Source organism: Pseudomonas sp. FBCC-B35, from assembly GCF_059133755.1.
In genome coordinates this window covers 2,612,103-2,632,400 of record NZ_CP101439.1, presented here as the reverse complement: position 1 = coordinate 2,632,400, position 20,298 = coordinate 2,612,103, and the positions used below count along the sequence as shown (strand labels likewise).

Below are 20,298 nucleotides of genomic sequence, written 5' to 3'. Positions count from 1 at the left end.
GCGCGTTCCTAAGGGCGGCCCGATGAACCTGTCGGCGCCATTCATCCGCAGGCCCGTGGCAACCATGCTGTTGAGCTTGGCGATCATGCTGCTGGGCGCGGTCAGCTTCGGTCTGTTGCCGGTCTCGCCGCTGCCGCAGATGGATTTCCCGGTGATCGTGGTTTCGGCCAACCTGCCGGGCGCAAGCCCCGAGGTCATGGCCTCGACCGTGGCAACGCCGCTCGAGCGCAAGCTGGGCAGCATCGCCGGCGTCACCACATTGACCAGCAGCTCCAACCAGGGCTCCACGCGGGTCATCATTGGTTTTGAGCTTGGCCGCGACATCGACGGCGCTGCGCGCGAGGTGCAGGCCGCAATCAATGCCACCCGCAACCTGCTGCCCAGCGGCATGCGCAGCATGCCGACCTACAAGAAGATCAACCCGTCGCAGGCACCGGTCATGGTCCTGTCGCTGACCTCAAGTGTGCTGCAGAAAGGGCAGCTGTACGATTTGGCCGACACCATCCTGTCCCAAAGCCTGGCCCAGGTGCCTGGCGTGGGTGAGGTGCAGATCGGGGGCAGTTCGCTGCCGGCCGTGCGCATTTCGGTCGAGCCGCAATTGTTGAACCAGTACGGCCTGGCGCTGGATGAGGTGCGTACCGCCGTGGCCAACGCCAACCAGCGCCGGCCCATGGGCTTTGTCGAGGATGCCGAGCGCAATTGGCAGGTGCGGGCCAACGATCAGTTGGAAAGCGCCAAGGACTACGGGCCGATCGTGATTCGCCAGGAGAATGGCACGATTCTTCGGTTATCGGACGTGGCAACCATCACCGATGGGGTCGAAAACCGCTACAACAGTGGTTTTTTCAATGACCAGAGCGCGGTGTTGCTGGTCGTGAACCGGCAGGCAGGTGCCAACATCATTGCCACGGTGGACCAGATCAAGGCGCAGTTGCCTGCACTGCAATCGCTGCTCCCGGCAAGCGTCGAGCTAAACGTGGCCATGGACCGTTCGCCGGTGATCAAGGCCACGCTAAAGGAGGCAGAGCATACCCTGCTGATCGCCGTGGTACTGGTGATCCTGGTGGTCTACCTGTTCCTCGGCAGCCTGCGTGCTTCACTGATTCCAAGCCTTGCGGTGCCGGTGTCGCTGGTCGGCACGTTCGCGGTCATGTATCTGTGCGGCTTCTCGCTCAACAACCTGTCGCTGATGGCGCTGATCCTGGCGACGGGACTGGTGGTGGACGATGCCATCGTTGTGCTGGAGAACATCTCCCGGCATATCGAGGACGGGCAGCCACCCATGAAAGCGGCGTTCCTGGGCGCCAAGGAAGTCGGCTTTACCCTCTTGTCGATGAACGTGTCACTGGTGGCCGTGTTCGTGTCGATCCTGTTCATGGGCGGCATCGTGCGCAGTTTGTTCCAGGAATTTTCCATCACCCTGGCGGCCGCCATCATGGTTTCGCTGCTGGTGTCGCTGACCCTCACCCCCATGCTGTGCGCCCGCTGGCTGACTGCGCACCAGGCCGAGCAGACTCGCCTGCAACGCTGGAGCGATGCCGTGCACCGGCGCATGGTTGCCGCGTATGACCGCAGCCTGGGTTGGGCGCTGCGGCATCGGCGCCTGACCCTGATCAGCCTGCTGGTGACCATTGCAGTCAACGTGGCGCTATACATCGTGGTGCCCAAAACGCTGATGCCCCAGCAGGATACCGGCCAGCTCATGGGTTTCATTCGCGGTGACGACGGCCTGTCGTTCAGCGTGATGCAGCCGAAGATGGAAATCTACCGGCGCGCCTTGCTGGCAGACCCTGCCGTGCAGAGCGTTGCAGGCTTCATCGGCGGCAACAGCGGCACCAACAACGCCATGGTTCTGGTCAGGCTCAAGCCCATCGGCGAACGCAAGCTCGATGCCCAGAAGGTCATCGAACGCCTGCGCAAGGAAATGCCCAAGGTGCCAGGCGGGCGGCTGTTCCTGATGGCCGATCAGGACCTGCAGCTAGGCGGCGGCGGGCGCGATCAGTCGTCCTCGCAGTACCTGTATACTTTGCAGAGCGGCGACCTGGCAGCTTTGCGCCAATGGTTCCCCAAAGTCGTCGCGGCCATGCGCGCCTTGCCCGAGCTGACCGCCATCGACGCACGCGACGGGGCGGGCACCCAGCAGGTGACACTGGTGGTGGACCGTGATCAGGCCAAGCGTCTGGGCATCGACATGCAGATGGTCACCACCGTGCTGAACAACGCCTACAGCCAACGGCAGATCTCCACCATCTACGACAGCCTCAACCAATATCAGGTCGTGCTGGAGATCAACCCGAAATACGCCTGGGACCCCAGTACGCTGGAGCAGGTGCAGGTGATTACCGCCGAGGGCGCGCGGGTGCCGCTGTCGACCATCGCGCACTACGAGAATAGCCTGGCCAACGACCGGGTCAGCCACGAAGACCAGTTCGCCTCCGAGGACATCGCCTTCGACGTCGCCGAAGGCTACAGCACCGACCAGGCGCTGGCGGCGGTCGAGCGTGCCGTGGCCAAGCTCGGCCTACCGGAAGGGGTGATCGCCAAGCTGGGCGGCACCGCCGATGCCTTCACCAAGACCGCGCAGGGGCAGCCTTTCATGATTCTGGGCGCACTGGTGCTTGTGTACCTGGTACTCGGGATCCTGTACGAGAGCTACATCCACCCCCTGACCATCTTGTCCACGCTGCCCTCGGCCGGCGTTGGTGCCTTGTTGGCGCTGTATGTGACCGGTGGCGAATTCAGCCTGATTTCCCTGCTGGGGCTATTCCTGTTGATCGGGGTCGTGAAGAAAAACGCCATCTTGATGATCGACCTGGCCCTGCAACTTGAACGCCACCAGGGGCTCTCGCCCGAGGAATCCATTCGGCGCGCGTGCCTGCTGCGCTTGCGCCCGATCCTGATGACGACGCTGGCGGCCATTCTCGGCGCCTTGCCCCTGCTGCTGAGCCAGGCAGAAGGGGCGGAGATGCGTCAGCCGCTGGGGCTGACCATCATCGGCGGCCTGGTTTTCAGCCAGGTCCTGACCCTCTACACAACGCCTGTGGTCTACCTGTATCTGGACCGCTTGCGTCACCGCTACAACCGTTGGCGCGGCGTGCGCACCGACGCGGCCTTGGAAAACCCGCTATGACTTTTGCCCAGACTCCGCTTCATCGTGCCCTGCAAGTGCTCAGCCGTGTTCGCGGCTCGCGTTTGCTGGGGGCTGCCTTGGGGGCCGCCTTGCTCAGCGCCTGTACACTGGCCCCGGATTACCACCGCCCGGAAATGGCCGGCACGGCGCAATTCAAGCATGCCGAAGGCTGGACGCAGGCCACGCCTTCTGACGCCATCGCCCGCGGTGCCTGGTGGGAGATCTACGGCGACGCGCAACTCAACGCACTGGTCGAGGAGCTCAACCGCAACAACCAGAGTGTGGCGCAAGCCGAGGCTCAGTATCGTCAGGCCCAGGCGCTGGTGCGCAGTAGCCGCGCCGGGCTGTTTCCAAGCCTTGACCTGAGCGTGGCCAAGAACAGGTCAGCCCAGGGCACCGGCAGTTCCAGCTCAAGCCTGTCCAATAACAGCAGCGGCATTCGTGACACCTACAACGCCCAGTTGGGCGTGAGCTGGGAAATCGACTTGTGGGGCAAGTTGCGCGAGACGCTCAATGCCAACCAGGCCAGTGCCCAGGCCAGCCTGGCCGACCTTGCCGCCATGCGCTTGAGCCAGCAGTCGGAGCTGGTGCAGAACTACCTGCAACTGCGCGTCATCGATGAGCAGAAACGCTTGCTGCAAGCCACCGTGGCCGCGTACGAGCGATCGCTGCGGATGAACCAGAATCAATACCGCGCGGGCATCGCCGGCCCCGATGCCGTGGCCCAAGCGCGCACCCAGCTCAAAAGCACCGAGGCTGACCTGATCGACCTGATCTGGCAGCGCGCTCAATTCGAGAACGCCATTGCCGTGTTGCTGGGCAAGACGCCTGCGCAATTTGCCCTGGCCGACAGCCAGGCTATTCCTGCATTGCCACAAATCCCGGTGGCTCTGCCGTCGCAACTGCTCGAGCGCCGACCCGACATCGCCGCTGCCGAGCGCAACGTGATGGCCGCCAACGCCAATATCGGCGTGTCACGTGCGGCTTATTTCCCAGATCTCAGCCTGAGCCTTAATGGCGGTTATTCGAGCAGCAGCTTCAACAACTGGATCGAGTTGCCCAACCGCTACTGGTCGGTTGGCCCACAGCTTGCGCTCACCCTGTTCGATGCCGGCAGGCGCAGCGCCGAGGTGGACCGTACCGTTGCCGTATACGACCAGACGGTCGCCCAGTACCGCCAGACCGTGCTCGATGGGTTCAAGGAAGTCGAGAACCTGCTGGTGCAACTGAAGGTGTACGGGGACGAAGCCGTGGTGCGCCAGGAAGCCCTGGAGGCAGCCCGCGAATCGCTGCGGCTTACGGAAAATCAGTACAAGGCCGGCTTGATCGGCTATCTGGATGTGGTCAATGTGCAAGCCACCGCCCTGAGCAACGAACGCAGTGTGCTCAACCTGTTGCAGGGACGCTTGGTCGCCAGTGTCCAATTGGTGGCAGCGCTGGGCGGTGGCTGGGATGCCCGTGGGGCTTTCGCCGACCAGGATTGATGTGCAGCCCATGGCACATGTCGACGCACCTACCTGCTGTCGACATGGCCATTTGACATGTCGAAACACCGTGCGTTTTACCAAAGCTTGAGTACAATGGTCGGCCTTTCGTGCCTACCTCTGCCAGCCCCTGGTACTTCGCAAAATGCTGACCGCTAGCTACTCCTCTTCGCTGGTGCTGATTTCCCTGTGCGTGGCCATCCTTGCGTCCTACACGGCGCTGGACCTTGCCGGGCGCATTGCCACCGCCAGAGGGTATGCCGCCTCGCTATGGATGATCGGCGGGGCGCTGGCCATGGGGACCGGCATATGGTCGATGCATTTTGTCGGCATGCTCGCCTTGCAGCTGCCTGTCGAGCTGGGCTATGACCTCACGTTGACGGCATGTTCGCTGTTGATCGCGGTGCTGTCCTCGGGCTTCGCCCTGTGGCTGGTCAGCCAGCCCAGCTTGCCCTTCCTGCAGCTTGCCCTCGGCGCGCTCATCATGGGAGCCGGAATCGCCAGCATGCATTACACCGGCATGGCAGCGCTGCGCATGACACCCGGGATCGACTATGACCCGAGCCTGTTCATGGCCTCGCTGCTGATCGCGGTGGGCGCCTCGGCTGCGGCGCTGTGGACCGCGTTCCGGCTGCGCCGGCAGACCCCCTACGTGCGTCAGATACGTGGGCTGGCAGCGGTGCTCATGGGGATCGCCATCGTTGGCATGCACTACACCGGTATGGCGGCCGCTGGTTTTCCCCAGGGCAGTTTCTGTGGCGCGCTGCCCGATGGCCTGGAAGGGGACGGCCTGGTATCGCTTGTCCTGATCACGACCTTTGCCGTGTTGCTCGTGGCCTTGCTGACCTCCGTACTGGACGCGCGCCTCGAAGCTCGCACGGCGGCGTTGGCCAGGTCTTTGACCCTGGCCAACCAGGAGCTGACTCAGCTGGCATTGCACGACACGCTTACAGGGTTGCCCAATCGCAGTCTGCTGGCTGACCGCATAGAACTGGCCATCTCGAAGGTCGCTGAGCAGGGGGGGTGCTTTGCGCTGATGTTCATTGATCTGGATGGGTTCAAGCCGGTCAACGACGCCTTTGGCCATCATGCTGGGGACCTGCTGCTCAAGGCTGTGGCGACGCGATTGCGGGGTCACCTGCACAGTCAGGACACGCTGGCGCGCATCGGCGGGGACGAGTTCGTGCTGTTGGTCGAGTTACAGGACCCGAGCGATGCCATGAACGTTGCCATCAAACAGGTGAATCTGGTCTCGCGGCCTTTCAGAGTGGCCGAGCATGATCTGCAGCTTTCAGCGAGCCTGGGTATCGTCCTGTATCCCGGCAACGGCCAGGATCAGCACGAGCTGCTGCGCAACGCCGACGCTGCCATGTATCACGCCAAGCGGGTCGGCAAGAATGGCTACAGCTTCTTCGACGCCTCGATGAACAGCAACGCCCGTCAGCAGCTGCAGTTGTTGCAGGACTTGCGCCTGGCAGTGGCAGCCGGTCAATTCCGTCTGCATTACCAACCCAAGTTCGACGCCAAGCGGTGTCAACCGATCGGCGCCGAGGCGTTGCTGCGTTGGGAGCATCCTCAGCACGGGCTTTTGGCCCCAGACCGTTTCATCGGCCTGGCGGAAAAGACCGGCCTGATCATCCCCATCGGTGACTGGGTATTGGACGAGGCGTGTCGCCAGATGCGCCTGTGGCTGGATGAGGGTATCGAGGGCTGGCGGATCGCGGTCAATCTGTCGGCCATCCAGTTTTGCCACGCGGGCCTGCTCGATAGCGTGGCGCGTGCCCTCGAACGTCACGCACTGCCCGCCAACTGCCTGACGTTAGAAATCACCGAAACCACGGCGATGTCCGACGTGGAGGTGAGCCTGACCGTACTCCAGCAGCTCTCGGACATGGGCGTGGACCTATCGATTGACGACTTTGGTACAGGTTATTCCAGCCTGATGTACCTCAAGCGCTTGCCAGCCAACGAGCTGAAGATCGACCGAGGGTTCGTGCGCGAGCTGGAAGATGAGGGCGAGGATGCGGCCATCGTGTCGGCCATCGTTGCCCTGGGCCGCGCACTGGGGTTGCGAATCGTCGCAGAAGGCGTCGAGACCTCCAGTCAGCAAGCCTTCCTGACGCGGTTAGGCTGCGATTCGCTTCAGGGCTACTTGCTCGGTCGACCCGTGCCGGCCGAGCAGTTGCGGGGGTCGAACTCGACCCTGAGTTAACTGGCGTTGCGCAGCAAAGGAGGGGGTTGGAAGGCATCGAGTTCGGTTTCGACCGCTTCGATGATGCGCTCTACATCGCTGGCAGCCATGATGGCTGTGCAGGGGATGCCTGCTATGGCCAGCAAGGTTTCGCCCGTGCTTCGATCGAACAGCCGCGCCACCATGCTGCGCGGTGCATCCATGTTGGCTTCGAAACCCAACGGATGGAAGTGCCAGCGCATGACTTGACAGGCGTTGGGGAAGGTCATCTTGTTCATCCGAGCCTCCTTGTACGTGACTGAAAGCTGGTGAAGGGCGGCCGCGCACCGTGGCTGCCGGGAATGTAACCATAGCATCTGGCTGACGTGATTCTCGCCTGCAAATGTGACAAATGTTGCAGGGCATGACCTGCATCACAGCGCTATGGGAATCTGAAGCCGGTTAAGGCGCATCCTCATGATTTTGCCCGTCCGGCGGGCACACGCCCACCGCATCGAGCCAATCCAAACGCTGAACCTCGGAAGCCGGGTTCAGGGTGGGGATACGAGATAAGCCTATAGAACGTATAAAGCCGAGCATGGCGTGAGTTCATGAAACCTGACCGACGGGTGATTCACCCAAGCAACCCAGCCGCGATATTGATGGTAAAGCCAAGAATGGCGGTGTTGAACACGAACCCCACCAGCGAGTGGGCCAATACCACGCGCCGCATCGCGCTACCGGCTACCCCCACGTCGGATGTCTGGACGGCCACGCTGATGGTGAACGAGACGTAGTGAAAGTCCCAGTAGTCTGGCTGGGTTTCGCCATCGGCGAAGCGTAAAGGCGGCGCCGTGGCCTTCACTGCATAGAACAGCCGTGCATAGTGAAGGCTGAAGATGCAGCCAATCAGCAGCCAGGAGCCTGCGACGGTGAACCCGGTGTACAGGTAGTGAGCCGTCAATGCACTGCCCTGCAGCCCGCGGCTGGACACCAGTTGCAGCGTCACGGCGACCAGGCTGGCGATCGCTGCGACGCAGACGGTCAGCAGCACCAGGCCCGCGTTTTCGTCTTCGCTGTGGGCCACCTTGCGAACCTTTGCAGGGCTTGCGGTGCAGCTGAGCCAGAGTACCAGCATCAGGTACAACCAGACGCCAATGTTCCAGCCTGCCAGCAGGCGTTGCACAGGGTCGCTGACAGGGATCAGCCAGGCGCTCAGCAACCCTGCGCCTGTGGCCAGGCTCAATCGAGGGTGAGTGCGCGTCAGACGATAGAAAGCCATGGTGCCTCACAGCAATGGTGTGCTCGACAAGGCTTCTGACCGCATGGCTTGAGCCAAGATCCACATAAGGCAGGGGCTCGATATCATCCCGTGGCAGGGACGGGGGGTCTGCATCAAATTATCATCGAGCGATACCCGGGGTTTCTTTCGTGCCCTGCATCGCGCGCACTTGCAACTCTCAGTACACTGCACGCTCTAACCCCCCACATTTCGCTGAACTCGAGGTTAATGCATGACGCTCAGTCCTTTGGCAGGCAAGCCGGCTCCAGCCAGCGTGCTGGTCGATATTCCCCGCCTGCTCACGGCCTACTATACCGGCCGGCCGGACGCTGGCGTGGCGAGCCAGCGGGTCGCCTTCGGCACATCGGGGCACCGGGGTACTTCGCTTGAGTTGAGCTTCAACGAATACCATGTACTGGCCATCACCCAGGCCATCTGCCTGTACCGCCAGGAAAAGGGCATCGATGGCCCCCTGTTCGTCGGTGCCGACACCCACGCGCTGTCAGCACCTGCAGCAGCGAGTGCGTTGGAAGTGCTGGCTGCCAACGGCGTGCAGGTGATGTTGTCCAAGGACGACGAGTACACCCCGACACCGGCAGTGTCTCATGCCATCCTCTGCTACAACCGTGGGCGCCAGGACGGCCTGGCCGACGGGGTTGTCATCACGCCCTCGCACAACCCGCCGCAAAGTGGCGGCTTCAAGTACAACCCGCCCAACGGCGGCCCGGCCGACAGCGACGTCACCAAGTGGATCGAAGCCAAGGCCAACGAGTTGCTGGCGGCCGGGCTGGCGGGGGTCAAGCGTATCGACCACGCCCAGGCGCTGCAGGCCCCTACCACCCATCGTCACGACTACGTCAGCCACTACGTGGCAGACCTGGAAAACGTCATCGACTTCGAGATCATCCGTGCGGCCAAGCTGCGCTTGGGTGTGGACCCGCTGGGTGGGGCAGGGGTGCGCTACTGGTCGGCCATTGCCCAGCATTATCAACTGGACCTGGAAGTGGTAAACACCGAGGTCGACCCGACGTTCCGTTTCATGAGCGTCGACTGGGATGGCCAGATTCGCATGGACCCTTCGTCACCCTACGCCATGCAGGGCTTGATCGGCCTGCGCGAGCGTTTCGACGTGGCCTTTGCCTGCGATCCGGACCATGATCGCCATGGCATCGTCACCCCCGACGGCTTGCTGCAACCTAACAACTACCTGGCCGTGGCCATCGACTACCTGTACCGCAACCGTCCCCAGTGGCGTAGCGACGCAGCCGTCGGCAAGACGGTCGTGTCCAGCGGCCTGATCGATCGCGTAACCCAACGGCTGGGCCGCGAGCTGTACGAAGTACCCGTAGGCTTCAAGTTCTTCGCCCAAGGCCTGTTCGATGGCACGCTGGGCTTTGGTGGCGAAGAAAGTGCGGGCGCCTCGTTCCTGCGCCGCGACGGCTCGGTATGGGCAACCGACAAAGATGGCCTCATCCCGGCCTTGCTGGCTGCGGAAATGACCGCCCGGACGGGACGTAACCCAAGCCAGGCGTATGCCGAGCTGACCCAGGCCCTGGGCAAGCCGTTCGCTACCCGCGTGGAAGCCAAGGCCGATGCCCGCCAGAAAGGGTTGTTGAGCAAGCTTGCGCCCGAGCAAGTGACCTCCACCGAGCTTGCTGGAGAGCCAATCCTGCAGATCCTGAGCCACGCGCCAGGGAATGGGCAGGCCATCGGTGGTCTGAAGGTCATCACCGCCAATGGCTGGTTCGCAGCCCGGCCATCCGGCACCGAGGACATCTACAAGATCTACGCGGAGAGTTTCGTCGACGAAGCCCACTTGCAACGTCTGGTACAGGAAGCCCAGGTACTGGTGGATGCGGCCATTGCGTAAGCAGTGATAAAGGGCTTGGCCCTGTGGTGAGATGTAAATTAGAATTAATCCTATTTACATCATCGCAGGGACTTGTCCATGTTCGAAGCCGCGCCGCCGCCCTCGCAAAGCTTCCCCGACCTCTACCGGGAGCACCGTGGCTGGCTCGAGGGCTGGCTACGACGGCGCATGGGCAATGCCTGGGATGCGGCCGACCTGAGTCAGGATACCTTCCTTCGCGTGATGGCCAGCGCCCAGCCGTTGACCGACATCCGCGAACCACGCGCCTACCTGTTGACAGTTGGCAAGCGACTGCTGAGCAACCTGCACCAACGCCGCAGCCTTGAAAAAGCCTACCTTGAGGCCCTGGCCCACCTGCCCGAACAGCACGCACCTTCGCCCGAGCAGCGCTGGTTGTTACTCGAAACGCTGCAGGCACTCGATGAATTGCTGGGCGGTTTGAAGCCAGTCGTGCGCAAGGCTTTTCTGCTGAGCCAGCTCGAAGGACTGAGCTACGCCGACATCGCCAGCCGGCTTGGTGTTTGCGAGCGGTCGGTCAAGCGCTACATGGCGCACGCTTACGAGCACTGCCTGCTGGCCGAACTCCTGTGAGCGCGCCTGAGCACCTGCGGGAAGCTTTGCGCGAGGCCGCGCAATGGTTGGCGCTCATCGATTCAGGCGATACCCGTGAGACGGACCTGGCCGGGCTTGAGCAGTGGCGCAGCCAAAGCGCTGTGCATGAGACTGCCTGGCAGCAGGCGCTGCGCTTGCGCGAGCGCTTCACCGGTTTGCCTGCCAGTCTGGCCATGGCCACGCTGGACCGTCCGGATCAGAGCCGACGTACCGCGCTTGGGCAAATACTGGGTTTGGCAGCGCTGGTGCCTACGGCTTGGTGGGTGAGCCACGAACTGCCCCTTGAGGCCTGGACTGCCGACCTGCGCACGGATGTAGGTGAGCGTCGAGTGGTGACGTTCAATGACGGCACCACGGTGCAATTGAACACCGACAGCGCTGTCGACCTGGACACCGTAAATCACAAGGTGTGGTTGCGACGCGGCGAAATTTCAGTCACCACGCCTGGCCTTCAACCCCTGACCCTCCAGGTGCCTTCAGGCCAGGTGTCGCTGGGTGGTGCAACCCTTGGCCCTGGACAGGTGTGCGTCCGCCTGATCGAATCAGGGTGTCAGGTCGCGGTAGTCCAGGGCAGGGCAGACGTGCAGCCCTCAGGGGGTAGCCGCCTGCGCCTCAACGCCGGTCAGCAGGCCGACCTTGTAGCGTCAGGTATTCGAAATGTCGGTTTCTTCGAGGCATGGCGATTGGGATGGCGTGATGGCGTGTTGCGCCTGGACGATCAGCGGCTAGGCGACTTGCTTGTGGAGGTGAGCCGCTATCGCCCAGGTGTGCTGCGCTGGGACCCGGCGTTGGACAGGCTGCGGGTGACCGGCACCTTCCGACTGGATGACACCGACCAGGTATTGACGCTGCTCGCGGCAAGCCTGCCGGTGCAGGTGGTAGCCCGTACCCGCTACTGGATCACGCTGGTGCCGCGAGCAACGACTGCCTGAAGCTCGAACCCGCCAAGTTCACCCCGAACGCTGCGTTGCGACGCATTGCACGTGATATCAACGAGAAGCTGTCCCCTTTTCCGGACTCGCCTGTCATTACCCCTAGAACACCATAAAGGGGAGCTTTATAGATGCCTGCAGTAAAGTCCATCCACCTGCGCCCATGGGTGCGGGCAGCACGCCCATTGTTCGCCATCAGCCTGCTGCTCGGCACGCCCGCTTGGGCCGATGAGCCAGCCCGGCGCACCTACCAAGTGCCAGCGGCGAGCCTGGGGGCGGCATTGACCCGCTTCGCCGATCAAGCAGGGGTCAGCTTGTCGCTGGACCCAGCGCTGGTCAAGGGCCTGCGCAGCGAAGGGCTGACCGGGCAATACAGCGTCGATGAAGGCTTCACGCAGTTACTGCGCGGCAGCGGTCTGCAATGGGTAGCCGTGGGCCAAGATGCTTTCACTCTCGTGCCGTCGCCCCAGCAAAGTGGCCCGCTGGAAATAGCCCCTACCAGCATCGTCGGTGGCCTACCGGCGACCGACGAGGCACCCCCTTATGCAGGCGGGCAGGTCGCCCGCCAAGGCGCGCAGGGCTTGCTGGGTGCGCGCGATTTCATGGAAACGCCGTTCAGCATCACCAGTTACACCAGCGACCTCGTGAAGAACCAACAGGCCCGCACCCTGAGCGAACTGGTCGCCAGCGACCCTTCGGTTCGTGCCACCAACCCGGCCGGTGGGCGTTTCGAGCAGTTCACCATTCGCGGTTTCAGCTTGTATAACAGTGATGTGTCCTACAACGGCCTCTATGGCTTGCTACCTACCTATTCGATCGATATGGAGATGGCCGAACGGGTCGACATCATCAAGGGCCCCAGCCAGTTGATCAACGGCATTGCGCCACGGGGTAGCGTCGGCGGCGGCATCAACGTCCAACCCAAACGCGCTGGCGACACGCCGATCACCGAGTTCACCGGCAGCTACGCCTCGGCGGGCCAGGTAGGCGGGGCCGTTGACGTAGGGCGAAGGTTCGGTGAACAGCAGCAGTTCGGCATGCGTCTGAACGCGGTGAAACAGTCTGGCGATACCGAATGGGACCACCAGCAAGTGGACCGCGAAATGGCCGTACTGGGGCTGGATTTTCGCGGCGAGCGCCTGCGGCTTTCGACCGACCTTGGGCATACCGAGCGTGACACCGATGCCCCTCAGGAGCGTGTGCTGGTAGGGGCAAGCGCCCAGGTACCGCGTGCTGGCGATGTGCACCGCAACTACGCCCAGGCGTGGAGCAAGGCGCGCACCAACGATACCTTCGGGGCAGTGCATGCCGAATATGACCTCAGCGATTCTGTGCTGGCCTATGGCGCAGTGGGTGCCCGGGAGAGCCGACACGATTTCCTGCGCCATAACGTCTCTGTGATCAACAATGCTGGCGACTTCACCATCCAGCCCCGCGATTTCAGCAGGGATGAATCGGTACGCACTGCCTTGGCGGGCTTGAGGACCTGGTTGCACACCGGGCCCGTCAGCCACGAGATCAACCTGGCTGCCACGTACTACTACATGGACTTCACCAATGGGGGTGCCCGTTACGCCGCCTCACCCGGCAACCTCTATCATCCGACGGCGACGCCCACGCCAGGTACCCCGACGCGGCTCGATTCGAAGGATTACACCGAGAACCGTTTCTCTGGGCTGGCGTTGTCCGACACCCTCGGCTTCTTTGATGACCGATTGCTGTTGACCCTGGGGCTGCGCTGGCAGCGGGTGCAGGTGGACGATTGGAGTGATGGGGTCAAAGGCGACACGGCGTATGACGAGAAGAAGGTGTCGCCCTCCGGTGGTGTGCTGTACAAGGTAACGGAGGAGCTGTCGGTGTATGCCAACTACATGGAAGGCTTGAGCCAAGGCAAGATCGCACCGTCCACCTCGATCAACGAGGATCAGATTTTCCCGCCTTTCACCAGCCGCCAGGTGGAAGTGGGTGCCAAGTATGACCTGGGCAACGTGGCGTTCACGGCCAGCGCCTTCAGAATCCGTCAGCCTGCCTATGAAACCAACCCCGGCTCCCGGGTCTTCGGCGCCAATGGCAAGCGCAACAACCGGGGTGTGGAGCTGACCGTGTTCGGTGAACCCACGAAAGGGGTGCGTGTGCTGGGCGGGGTGATGTACATCGACAGTGAGCTGACCGATACCGTGAGGGGGGCCTACGATGGCAACCGTGCGCCCGCAACGCCCGCGTACAACGTCAACCTGGGGGCCGAATGGGATGTGCCGGTGGTCCAGGGGCTGACCCTGACGGCGCGCGGGACGCACTCGAGCTCCCAGTACCTGGACCAGAACAACAGCAAGAAGATCGACGGCTGGGAACGCTATGACCTGGGGGCACGGTACGCCTTCAAGCTGGACGACACGCAGGTGACCCTGCGCGCCAGCGTCGAAAACGTGCTCGACGACCGTTACTGGAGCTCAGCAGGCGCGCCGGATGACGCCGAACCGGGGCTTACCTTGTCGACGCCACGCACTTACCTGCTGTCTGTCACGCTGGGTTTCTGATCCGGCCAGCCTGACGCCCGGGGCCAACACTGCGGGTGTCGGGTGTCGCCGGTTCAACCAGGCGCTATTGCGGCGAGCCGAACAGGGCCGTCCAATAGATGCCGGCATCGCTTTTCGGGTCTACGGCATAGGCTGCGCCGAGGTCCCGGAAGTCGGCGCTCATCAGGACTGCGCAGTGGCCTGGGCTGTCCAGCCAGCCTTGAACCACCTTGTGCGGCGTGTCGCGCCCGGCGGCGATGTTCTCGCCAATCTGCTGGTACAGATAACCGGCAAGCTCGGCCCGATCACCTGGGGTGCGGCCTTCTTTGTCGATGTGATCGAAGAAGTTCTGGTTGGCCATGGCCCGCGTGTGGCCGGCTGCCACTCCGGCCAGCACGGTGTTCCAGCCAAGTGCAGGTGCGGCGGCGTAGGGTTGGCCGCCGCACTGGCGGGGCTGCTGACGCGCGGCGTTGATTTCCTGGAGCATCTTTTGCCCTTCCGCCTGCCAGTCGCCCAAGCGACCAGAGAGCAGGGGGCGCGCCAGCACAATGCGCCAATCCCGACCTTCCTGGCTGACGCCGATGTCGACGAACTGAGGATCGAGCACCACCTGGCAGAAGCTTTCTTCAATGGCGTGCATGGCAGCGGGTGCATCTCGGGGGCCAGACAGGCTGATCGCCTGCACGTTGACCATGGGGTAACCGGCGCGGGTCATGGCCTGCTGAAGGTCACGGGTGCCTTCGGGAGACAGCGCCAGGCGGGTGTCGCTGTTGAGCGGCGGCAGTTCGAGCGAGCCTTGCTCGCCACAGGGCTGCGCCTGGCTGCGGTAGACGTTGATGGCCGCTATCAACTGTGCTTCTTCGCCCGTGACAGCCAGTGCCTGGGAGGAAACGATCAGCCCAAGCGTGAAGGCAGCGACAGATGACAGGACGCGCATATGGTTCTCCCTGAGGCTGGCAGCGGCGAGTAGGCGCTGCCTATCCTACACAAGCCCGATGGTTTTGACCCGAGCTGTGCAACGCATTGAAAACGCCTGCAGTCATTGTCGGTCGTAAGGGAGAGTAGACCGCAGGCTGGGCAAAAAGTGCGGCGGCGTGCAGGCCAGGTGTAGGGGGCAATGCTGGGTGTGCGTGGACCGGACTTGCACTCGGCATGATATCGGCCATGCATGATGTTGTGCAGCTGTCAGCCCAACAACAGTGAAAGGACCAGAGGAAGCGTGGCCGCCGCCGCCACCGTCTGTACCGCAATGATGGTCGCCATCAGAGGCGCGTTGCCGCCCATTTGCCTGGCCATGACGTAGGACGACGATGCCGTTGGCAGCGCCTGGAAAATCACCGCCACTACAGCGGCCTGGCCACTGAGGCCGAGCAGGCGGCAGAGCCCCCATGTCGTCACCGGCATCACCAGGAACTTGAAGACACAGGCCGCTATCAATGGCTGGGCCTGATCACCGAGACGTGCACCACCCAGGGCCGCACCGACGCACAGCAACCCCAGCGGCAACGCGGCATGCCCTAGCGCGCCAAGGGTAGGCTCGATGCCAGCCGGCAGGCCCAGCCCCGTCACCCGTAACAGCATGCCCCCCGCACACCCTAGAATCAGTGGGTTGGCAAGGATCGCCCGCAGCACCGTCAGCGGCGAGCTGTGCCGGGCGCTGAAGCGCGCGAACACCAGCACGCAGAGCAGATTGACCAGTGGCACGATGGCTGCGTTGGCCACTGCTGCCAATGCGATGCCCGCGCTGCCGTAGATGCCCGCGGCCAAGGTCGCGCCGATGTAGTTGTTGAACCGGATGCCACCCTGAAACAGCGACGTGAAGTCGGTGCCGTCGTGCTGGCGCACGCCCTGATAAAGCACCAACAGCAACGCCCCGGACAGGGTCGAAAGCATCAGCACCGCGACCATGGCCAGCACCGGCACCCCGTCCAGGTTGGCAGTGGCCAGGCCATGGAGGAACAACGAGGGCAGCAGCACGTAGTAGCTCAGGCGCTCGGCTCCCGGCCAGAAGCTGTCCGAGACGAAGCCACGCACCCGCAGCAGCGTGCCCAGGGCGATCAACAGGATGATGGGGAGCAGGGTGGTCAACAGCACATGCAGCATGGAGGCAGATCCGTGGCCGGGTACGTTGCACAGAGTACCGGCCGGACACTTGCTTTGCCATGCCCGTCCTACCGCCCTGGCTATGGCCTTTCAACGCCGTCCACGCCCATACGCCTGGCTGATACGGTCGATGACCATGGCCAGTGCCACGATGGCCAGCCCGGCCTCGACGCCTTGACCAACGTTCAGCGTCTGGATGCCTGCTAGCACATCTTCGCCAAGCCCTCGCGCCCCAATCATCGAGGCGACCACGACCATCGACAGGGCCATCATGACCGACTGGTTGAGCCCGGCCATGATACTGGGCAGCGCCAGGGGCAGTGCGATGCGCCTGAGCCGCTGGGCACGGGTCGCGCCAAGGCCTTGGGCGGCTTTGAGCAACGACGGGTCTATCTGACTCAACCCAAGTTCAGTGAGTCGCACCAACGGTGGCAGGGCATAGATCAAGGTCGCGAAAACCGCAGGCACCTTGCCCAGACCGAAGAGCATCAACACGGGAATCAGGTACACGAAAGCGGGTAGGGTCTGCATCACGTCGAGCACTGGCATCACCAGGCGCCTTGCCAACGGCCGAGCGGCCAGCACGACGCCCAACGGTATGCCAACCAGCACGCACAACCCGGTACTGACCAGCACCAGCGCCAGGGTCTGCAGCAGTTTGTCCCATAACCCCAGCATACCGATGACCGCCAGCAGCCCTACCAGGACACAGCTGCGCAGCAGGCTTCGGCAAGCATGCCAGGCCAGCGCACCGACCGCCGCCAGCAGTAGCCACCACGGCATGAGCCGCAGCAGGTTTTCAAGGCCAACGAGCACTTGCAGCAACTGGTCGGAGACGCTGCGCAGGTGGTCCCCATAATGGAGTACCAACCAGTCGACCATGCGGTTGACCTGATCGGCGAAGGAAAACTGCAAAGCCTGGGGGAAAACATTGCTCACAGACCGCCCTCGACTTTGGTGGCCACCTGCTCGGGAAGCCAAGCCTTCCACACGTGCGGGTGCTGGCGCATGAACGCCAAGGCGGCGTCACGGGGTGGGGTACGTTTTTCGCTCATCTGCGCCAATGCCTGGTTGAGCGTGTCGATAGGCAAATCCACCCGTTCGAATACCTGGACCACGTCCGGGTATTGCTCACGAAAGGCTTTGGACACGCCAACCGAGAGTTTCGCCGGCAGCGAACTGCTGCCTTTTGGGGCTGGGTTGGCAGGGTCGGTCAAGGTCGCCCAGGCCTGGGCATCGAATGCAGGTTCCTGTAGCCGCACGAGCTTGTAGCGGCCCATGAGCGGGGTAGGGTTCCAGTAGTAGAAAAGCACCGGTTGGCCCCGGCGAATGGCCGACCCGATCTCCGCATCCATCGCGGCCCCGGAACCTGTGCGGAAGTTGGTGTACAGTTGGTCCAGCCCATAGGCCTTGAGCTTTTGGCTGTTCACGGTCTCGGACGTCCAGCCACTGGGGCTGTTCAGGAAACGGCCTTTGTCGGGTGATTCGGGGTCGCGAAACACCGCAGCGTAGCGCTTGAGATCCTCGACGCTGCGCAGTTCAGGCGCCAAGGCCTTGAGCTTGCGCGACGCATCGCCTTCGATGACATACGCCGGCACCCACCAGCCTTCTTCGGCATGCTTGACCGTGTCGCCCAGCGCAAACACCTGACCTGCCTGCTCGGCCTTGACCCAGGCAGGGCTGCGACCGGCCCATTCTTCGGCGATCACTTGCAGGTCGTTGCGGGCCAGGGCGACTTCCAGGCTGACCGTGCTACCAGGCAATGTCTCGGTGGCGTAGCCGTACCCACGCTCGACGATCACGCGCAGGAGTTCGGTGGTGAAGGCACCGCTTTCCCAGGTAAGGGCGCCAAAGCGGATGGGTGGCTTCTGATCGGCAGCGCTAGCGCTGTCGGCAGCGGCCAGGCCCAGGGCGAACAGCACCCCGAGCAGCAGCGATGAACCTCTTTTCATGCCTGACCTCGTCGTCTACGGCCCTTCGGGAATGGGGCAAGTGTAGACGACGCAGCACAGGGGGCAGGCTCAGACGCGGAACTGGTCCATCAATGCCTGCTGCTGGTTGGCCAAGGCATTGAGCGACTGACTGACCCGCGCCGATTCGTTGGCCTGGCCTGACAGCGACTCGGTGACATCGCGAATGGTCGCCACGTTACTGTTGATCTCCTCGGCCACCGCGCTTTGCTCCTCGGCTGCCGAGGCGATCTGCAGGTTCATGTCGGTGATGACCGTCACCGCCTGGCCAATGCGCTGCAAGGCGGTCACGGCCTGGCCGACCTGCTGCACGCCGCTTTGGGCCTGACGATGGCTGTTGTCCATTGCGCCCACCACTTCACGGGTACCGTCCTGCAAGGCCTCGATGACCTGGCGGGTTTCTTCGACCGACTCCTGGGTGCGCTGGGCCAGGTTGCGAACCTCATCGGCGACCACCGCAAAGCCGCGCCCGGCCTCACCGGCTCGGGCTGCCTCGATGGCGGCGTTGAGCGCCAGCAAGTTAGTCTGCTCGGCAATCGAGCGGATGACTTCCAGTACGGAGCCGATTTTTTCGCTGTTCTGCGACAGGCCCTGCACCTCGGCCATGGCCGTGCTCATGTCGGCGGCCAGCGAATCGATGCTGTGGGTAGTGCGATCGATCACCGCCAACCCTTCGCGCGTTGCCTGGTCGGCGTCGCGGGCCGCCTGCGCGGCTTGCGCTGCGCTGCGGGCGACATCCTGGGCGGTCGCGCTCATCTCGTGCGAGGCGGTGGCTACCTGGTCCACCTGGCGGTATTGCTGCTCCATGCCGGCGCTGGTCTGGGTGGCGATGGCCGAGGACTGATCGGCCGTCGAGCGGGCGGCCTGTACCGACTGTTTCACCTCGGCGATGGTGGGCTGGAGTTTGTCCAGGAAGCGGTTGAACCAGCCCGCGAGTTCACCCAGTTCATCTTGCTTGTCGTAGGTCAAGCGGCGGGTCAGGTCACCTTCGCCACTGGCGATGTCCTTGAGCATGGCCGCCACGCCCAGTATCGGGCGAGTAACGCCCCGGGCCATCAGCCACACCATCAGCAGGCCAAAAATGGCTGCTGCCAGGCCTAGGCCCAGTTCGAGCAGGGTACCGCTGGTGTTGAGGGCGTCCAGTTCCTGCTTCAGGGCCTCGGCGGGCCCGGTCAGGGCGTTTTCGGGGACGTCCAGCAACACGCCCCATGGCTTGGCGTCCGGGATCGGGCGGAAGGCCGCGAGCACTTTCAGGCGTTGGCGGTCATTGATGATGGTCATCTTGCCGTCGGCCATCTTGGCCACAAGCTCCGCACCTTTGGTCGTGTCGATCTGATCGAAACGCTGGGAGAGCTTGCTGGCATCGGCACTGTAGCCTGCCAGCAAGCCCACCGGGCTGAGGATGCCGACGGTGGTGCGGCCTTCGTAGAGACTGCGGCTGGCCTGTTCGCTCAGGGCCTGCAGGCTGTTGAGGTTGATGTCCACCGACAGGGTTGCGATCGCCTTGCCGTCCACCACCAGCGGGAAGACGATGCTGGTCATCAGCACCTGCTGGCCATCGATGGCATAGAAGTAGGGTTCGACCACGCAGACCTTGCCCGATGTACGCGGGCATACCCACCAGGTGTTGGCAGGTTGGCCGCTGGGCCCGATGGACGTGTCGGCCATGTCGCGCTCGGGCAGGGCCATCGAGGTGAGCTGGCCCACGTGCGGTTGCGACCAGTACAGGGCGAAGCGCCCGGTTTCGTTGCTGCCGAGCTCAGCCTGGCCGGCGAACAGGCTGTCCTTGCTGTCCAGCGCATTGGGCTCGAACACCAGTGACAGGCCCAGCAGATCGGGGTTGGCCTGGAGCGCGGCGCGCACCTGCCGGGTCATGTCCTCGCGCAGGTCGAACGCATCGAGAAAGCGCTTTTCGGCCTGTTCGCGCAGGAACAGTACCTGCCTGGAAAAGCCCGCACCGTACTGGTAAGCATCCATGAATTGGCGGCGGATGTTCAGGGCCTGCACCTCGCCCTGGGATTCGATGCGCGACTGGGCCGATTCGGTCAGCATCTGCATGCTGCTGGCCTTGACCAGGTCCGAGCTGTGGTCCATCCGGTACAGGGACAAACCGATGAGCAGGGTGACGATGCCGGCCAGGCACAGGCCGGCCAGCAATGTGATTTTCCATTGGATGGAAAGTTGTCGCAGAGGCATGGGGCAGATCCCTTTTTATGACAAGTAAGGGTT

The 20,298-nt window shown here is 63.1% G+C and carries 13 protein-coding genes and 2 pseudogenes; 7 read left to right on the top strand and 8 right to left on the bottom strand.

The genetic code is table 11. The features are described from left to right. The first annotated feature begins 22 nt into the window (after nucleotides 1-22). The 3 genes from NMB38_RS12000 to NMB38_RS11990 all read left to right on the top strand — a co-directional run bounded on the left by NMB38_RS12000 (nucleotide 23) and on the right by NMB38_RS11990 (nucleotide 6,826). A complete protein-coding gene (locus NMB38_RS12000; RefSeq protein WP_027914867.1) occupies nucleotides 23-3,130 on the top strand; it encodes an efflux RND transporter permease subunit in 3,108 nt (1,035 codons plus the stop codon). Beyond that, nucleotides 3,127-4,614, top strand: a complete 1,488-nt coding sequence (locus tag NMB38_RS11995; RefSeq protein ID WP_027914868.1) for an efflux transporter outer membrane subunit — start codon at nucleotides 3,127-3,129, stop codon at nucleotides 4,612-4,614. The genes NMB38_RS12000 and NMB38_RS11995 overlap by 4 nt, the downstream gene beginning before the upstream one ends. A gap of 145 nt (nucleotides 4,615-4,759) precedes the next feature. Beyond that, entirely contained in the window at nucleotides 4,760-6,826 is a 2,067-nt protein-coding gene (locus NMB38_RS11990; protein WP_490806060.1) for a putative bifunctional diguanylate cyclase/phosphodiesterase, read from the top strand. Here NMB38_RS11990 and NMB38_RS11985 read toward each other — a convergent pair. Both NMB38_RS11985 and NMB38_RS11980 read right to left on the bottom strand, forming a co-directional pair. After that, nucleotides 6,823-7,083, bottom strand: a complete 261-nt coding sequence (locus NMB38_RS11985) for a DUF1652 domain-containing protein (RefSeq protein WP_027914870.1) — start codon at nucleotides 7,081-7,083, stop codon at nucleotides 6,823-6,825. The genes NMB38_RS11990 and NMB38_RS11985 overlap by 4 nt on opposite strands. A 335-nt stretch (nucleotides 7,084-7,418) precedes the next feature. Further along, complete coding sequence (locus tag NMB38_RS11980; RefSeq protein WP_027914871.1) at nucleotides 7,419-8,066, bottom strand: DUF1345 domain-containing protein; 648 nt, start codon at nucleotides 8,064-8,066, stop codon at nucleotides 7,419-7,421. Nucleotides 8,067-8,298: 232 nt separating this feature from the next. On the opposite strand from NMB38_RS11980, the gene pgm reads away from it, so the two are divergent. The 4 genes from pgm to NMB38_RS11960 all read left to right on the top strand — a co-directional run bounded on the left by pgm (nucleotide 8,299) and on the right by NMB38_RS11960 (nucleotide 14,017). Beyond that, nucleotides 8,299-9,936: a phosphoglucomutase (alpha-D-glucose-1,6-bisphosphate-dependent) gene (gene pgm, locus NMB38_RS11975; RefSeq protein WP_027914872.1), complete on the top strand. Its 1,638-nt coding sequence runs from the start codon at nucleotides 8,299-8,301 to the stop codon at nucleotides 9,934-9,936. A 78-nt stretch (nucleotides 9,937-10,014) separates the two neighbouring features. Further along, nucleotides 10,015-10,527 carry a sigma-70 family RNA polymerase sigma factor gene (locus tag NMB38_RS11970; RefSeq protein ID WP_027914873.1) on the top strand — a complete coding sequence of 171 codons (513 nt, stop codon included), beginning with the start codon at nucleotides 10,015-10,017 and terminating at the stop codon, nucleotides 10,525-10,527. After that, on the top strand, nucleotides 10,524-11,480 hold the full coding sequence (locus tag NMB38_RS11965; RefSeq protein WP_490806059.1) for a FecR domain-containing protein: 957 nt from the start codon (nucleotides 10,524-10,526) through the stop codon (nucleotides 11,478-11,480). The genes NMB38_RS11970 and NMB38_RS11965 overlap by 4 nt, the downstream gene beginning before the upstream one ends. A 131-nt stretch (nucleotides 11,481-11,611) precedes the next feature. Next, a complete protein-coding gene (locus tag NMB38_RS11960) occupies nucleotides 11,612-14,017 on the top strand; it encodes a TonB-dependent siderophore receptor (protein WP_494354792.1) in 2,406 nt (801 codons plus the stop codon). 64 nt (nucleotides 14,018-14,081) lie between these two features. Here NMB38_RS11960 and NMB38_RS11955 read toward each other — a convergent pair whose 3' ends face one another. The 6 genes and pseudogenes from NMB38_RS11955 to NMB38_RS11930 form a co-directional block, all read right to left on the bottom strand. After that, the gene (locus NMB38_RS11955) at nucleotides 14,082-14,933 is read right to left on the bottom strand and encodes a CAP domain-containing protein (protein WP_027914876.1); all 852 of its coding nucleotides are present in this window, start codon (nucleotides 14,931-14,933) and stop codon (nucleotides 14,082-14,084) included. A 248-nt stretch (nucleotides 14,934-15,181) separates the two neighbouring features. After that, on the bottom strand, nucleotides 15,182-16,099 hold the full coding sequence (locus tag NMB38_RS11950; protein WP_049695884.1) for an AEC family transporter: 918 nt from the start codon (nucleotides 16,097-16,099) through the stop codon (nucleotides 15,182-15,184). Between the two features lie 90 nt (nucleotides 16,100-16,189). Beyond that, complete coding sequence (locus NMB38_RS11945) at nucleotides 16,190-17,038, bottom strand: ABC transporter permease (protein ID WP_404691304.1); 849 nt, start codon at nucleotides 17,036-17,038, stop codon at nucleotides 16,190-16,192. Beyond that, nucleotides 17,035-18,051 carry an ABC transporter substrate-binding protein gene (locus NMB38_RS11940; protein ID WP_027914879.1) on the bottom strand — a complete coding sequence of 339 codons (1,017 nt, stop codon included), beginning with the start codon at nucleotides 18,049-18,051 and terminating at the stop codon, nucleotides 17,035-17,037. Before NMB38_RS11940 ends, NMB38_RS11945 begins: the two co-directional genes overlap by 4 nt. Nucleotides 18,052-18,120: 69 nt before the next feature. Then, nucleotides 18,121-18,633: pseudogene (locus NMB38_RS11935) on the bottom strand (methyl-accepting chemotaxis protein); the annotation flags it as partial. 393 nt (nucleotides 18,634-19,026) lie between these two features. Continuing rightward, nucleotides 19,027-19,944, bottom strand: a pseudogene (locus NMB38_RS11930) (methyl-accepting chemotaxis protein); the annotation flags it as partial. Between the last annotated feature and the right edge of the window lie 354 nt (nucleotides 19,945-20,298).

Excerpts from the sequence above, each read along its gene's own strand:
- NMB38_RS11990 (WP_490806060.1), top strand. The coding sequence starts at position 4,760 with ATGCTGACCGCTAGCTACTCCTCTTCGCTGGTGCTGATTTCCCTGTGC.
- NMB38_RS11970 (WP_027914873.1), top strand. The coding sequence starts at position 10,015 with ATGTTCGAAGCCGCGCCGCCGCCCTCGCAAAGCTTCCCCGACCTCTAC.
- NMB38_RS11950 (WP_049695884.1), bottom strand. The coding sequence starts at position 16,099 with ATGCTGCATGTGCTGTTGACCACCCTGCTCCCCATCATCCTGTTGATC.
- pgm (WP_027914872.1), top strand. The coding sequence starts at position 8,299 with ATGACGCTCAGTCCTTTGGCAGGCAAGCCGGCTCCAGCCAGCGTGCTG.
- NMB38_RS11940 (WP_027914879.1), bottom strand. The coding sequence starts at position 18,051 with ATGAAAAGAGGTTCATCGCTGCTGCTCGGGGTGCTGTTCGCCCTGGGC.
- NMB38_RS11955 (WP_027914876.1), bottom strand. The coding sequence starts at position 14,933 with ATGCGCGTCCTGTCATCTGTCGCTGCCTTCACGCTTGGGCTGATCGTT.
- NMB38_RS11995 (WP_027914868.1), top strand. The coding sequence starts at position 3,127 with ATGACTTTTGCCCAGACTCCGCTTCATCGTGCCCTGCAAGTGCTCAGC.
- NMB38_RS11985 (WP_027914870.1), bottom strand. The coding sequence starts at position 7,083 with ATGAACAAGATGACCTTCCCCAACGCCTGTCAAGTCATGCGCTGGCAC.
- NMB38_RS12000 (WP_027914867.1), top strand. The coding sequence starts at position 23 with ATGAACCTGTCGGCGCCATTCATCCGCAGGCCCGTGGCAACCATGCTG.
- NMB38_RS11980 (WP_027914871.1), bottom strand. The coding sequence starts at position 8,066 with ATGGCTTTCTATCGTCTGACGCGCACTCACCCTCGATTGAGCCTGGCC.
- NMB38_RS11960 (WP_494354792.1), top strand. The coding sequence starts at position 11,612 with ATGCCTGCAGTAAAGTCCATCCACCTGCGCCCATGGGTGCGGGCAGCA.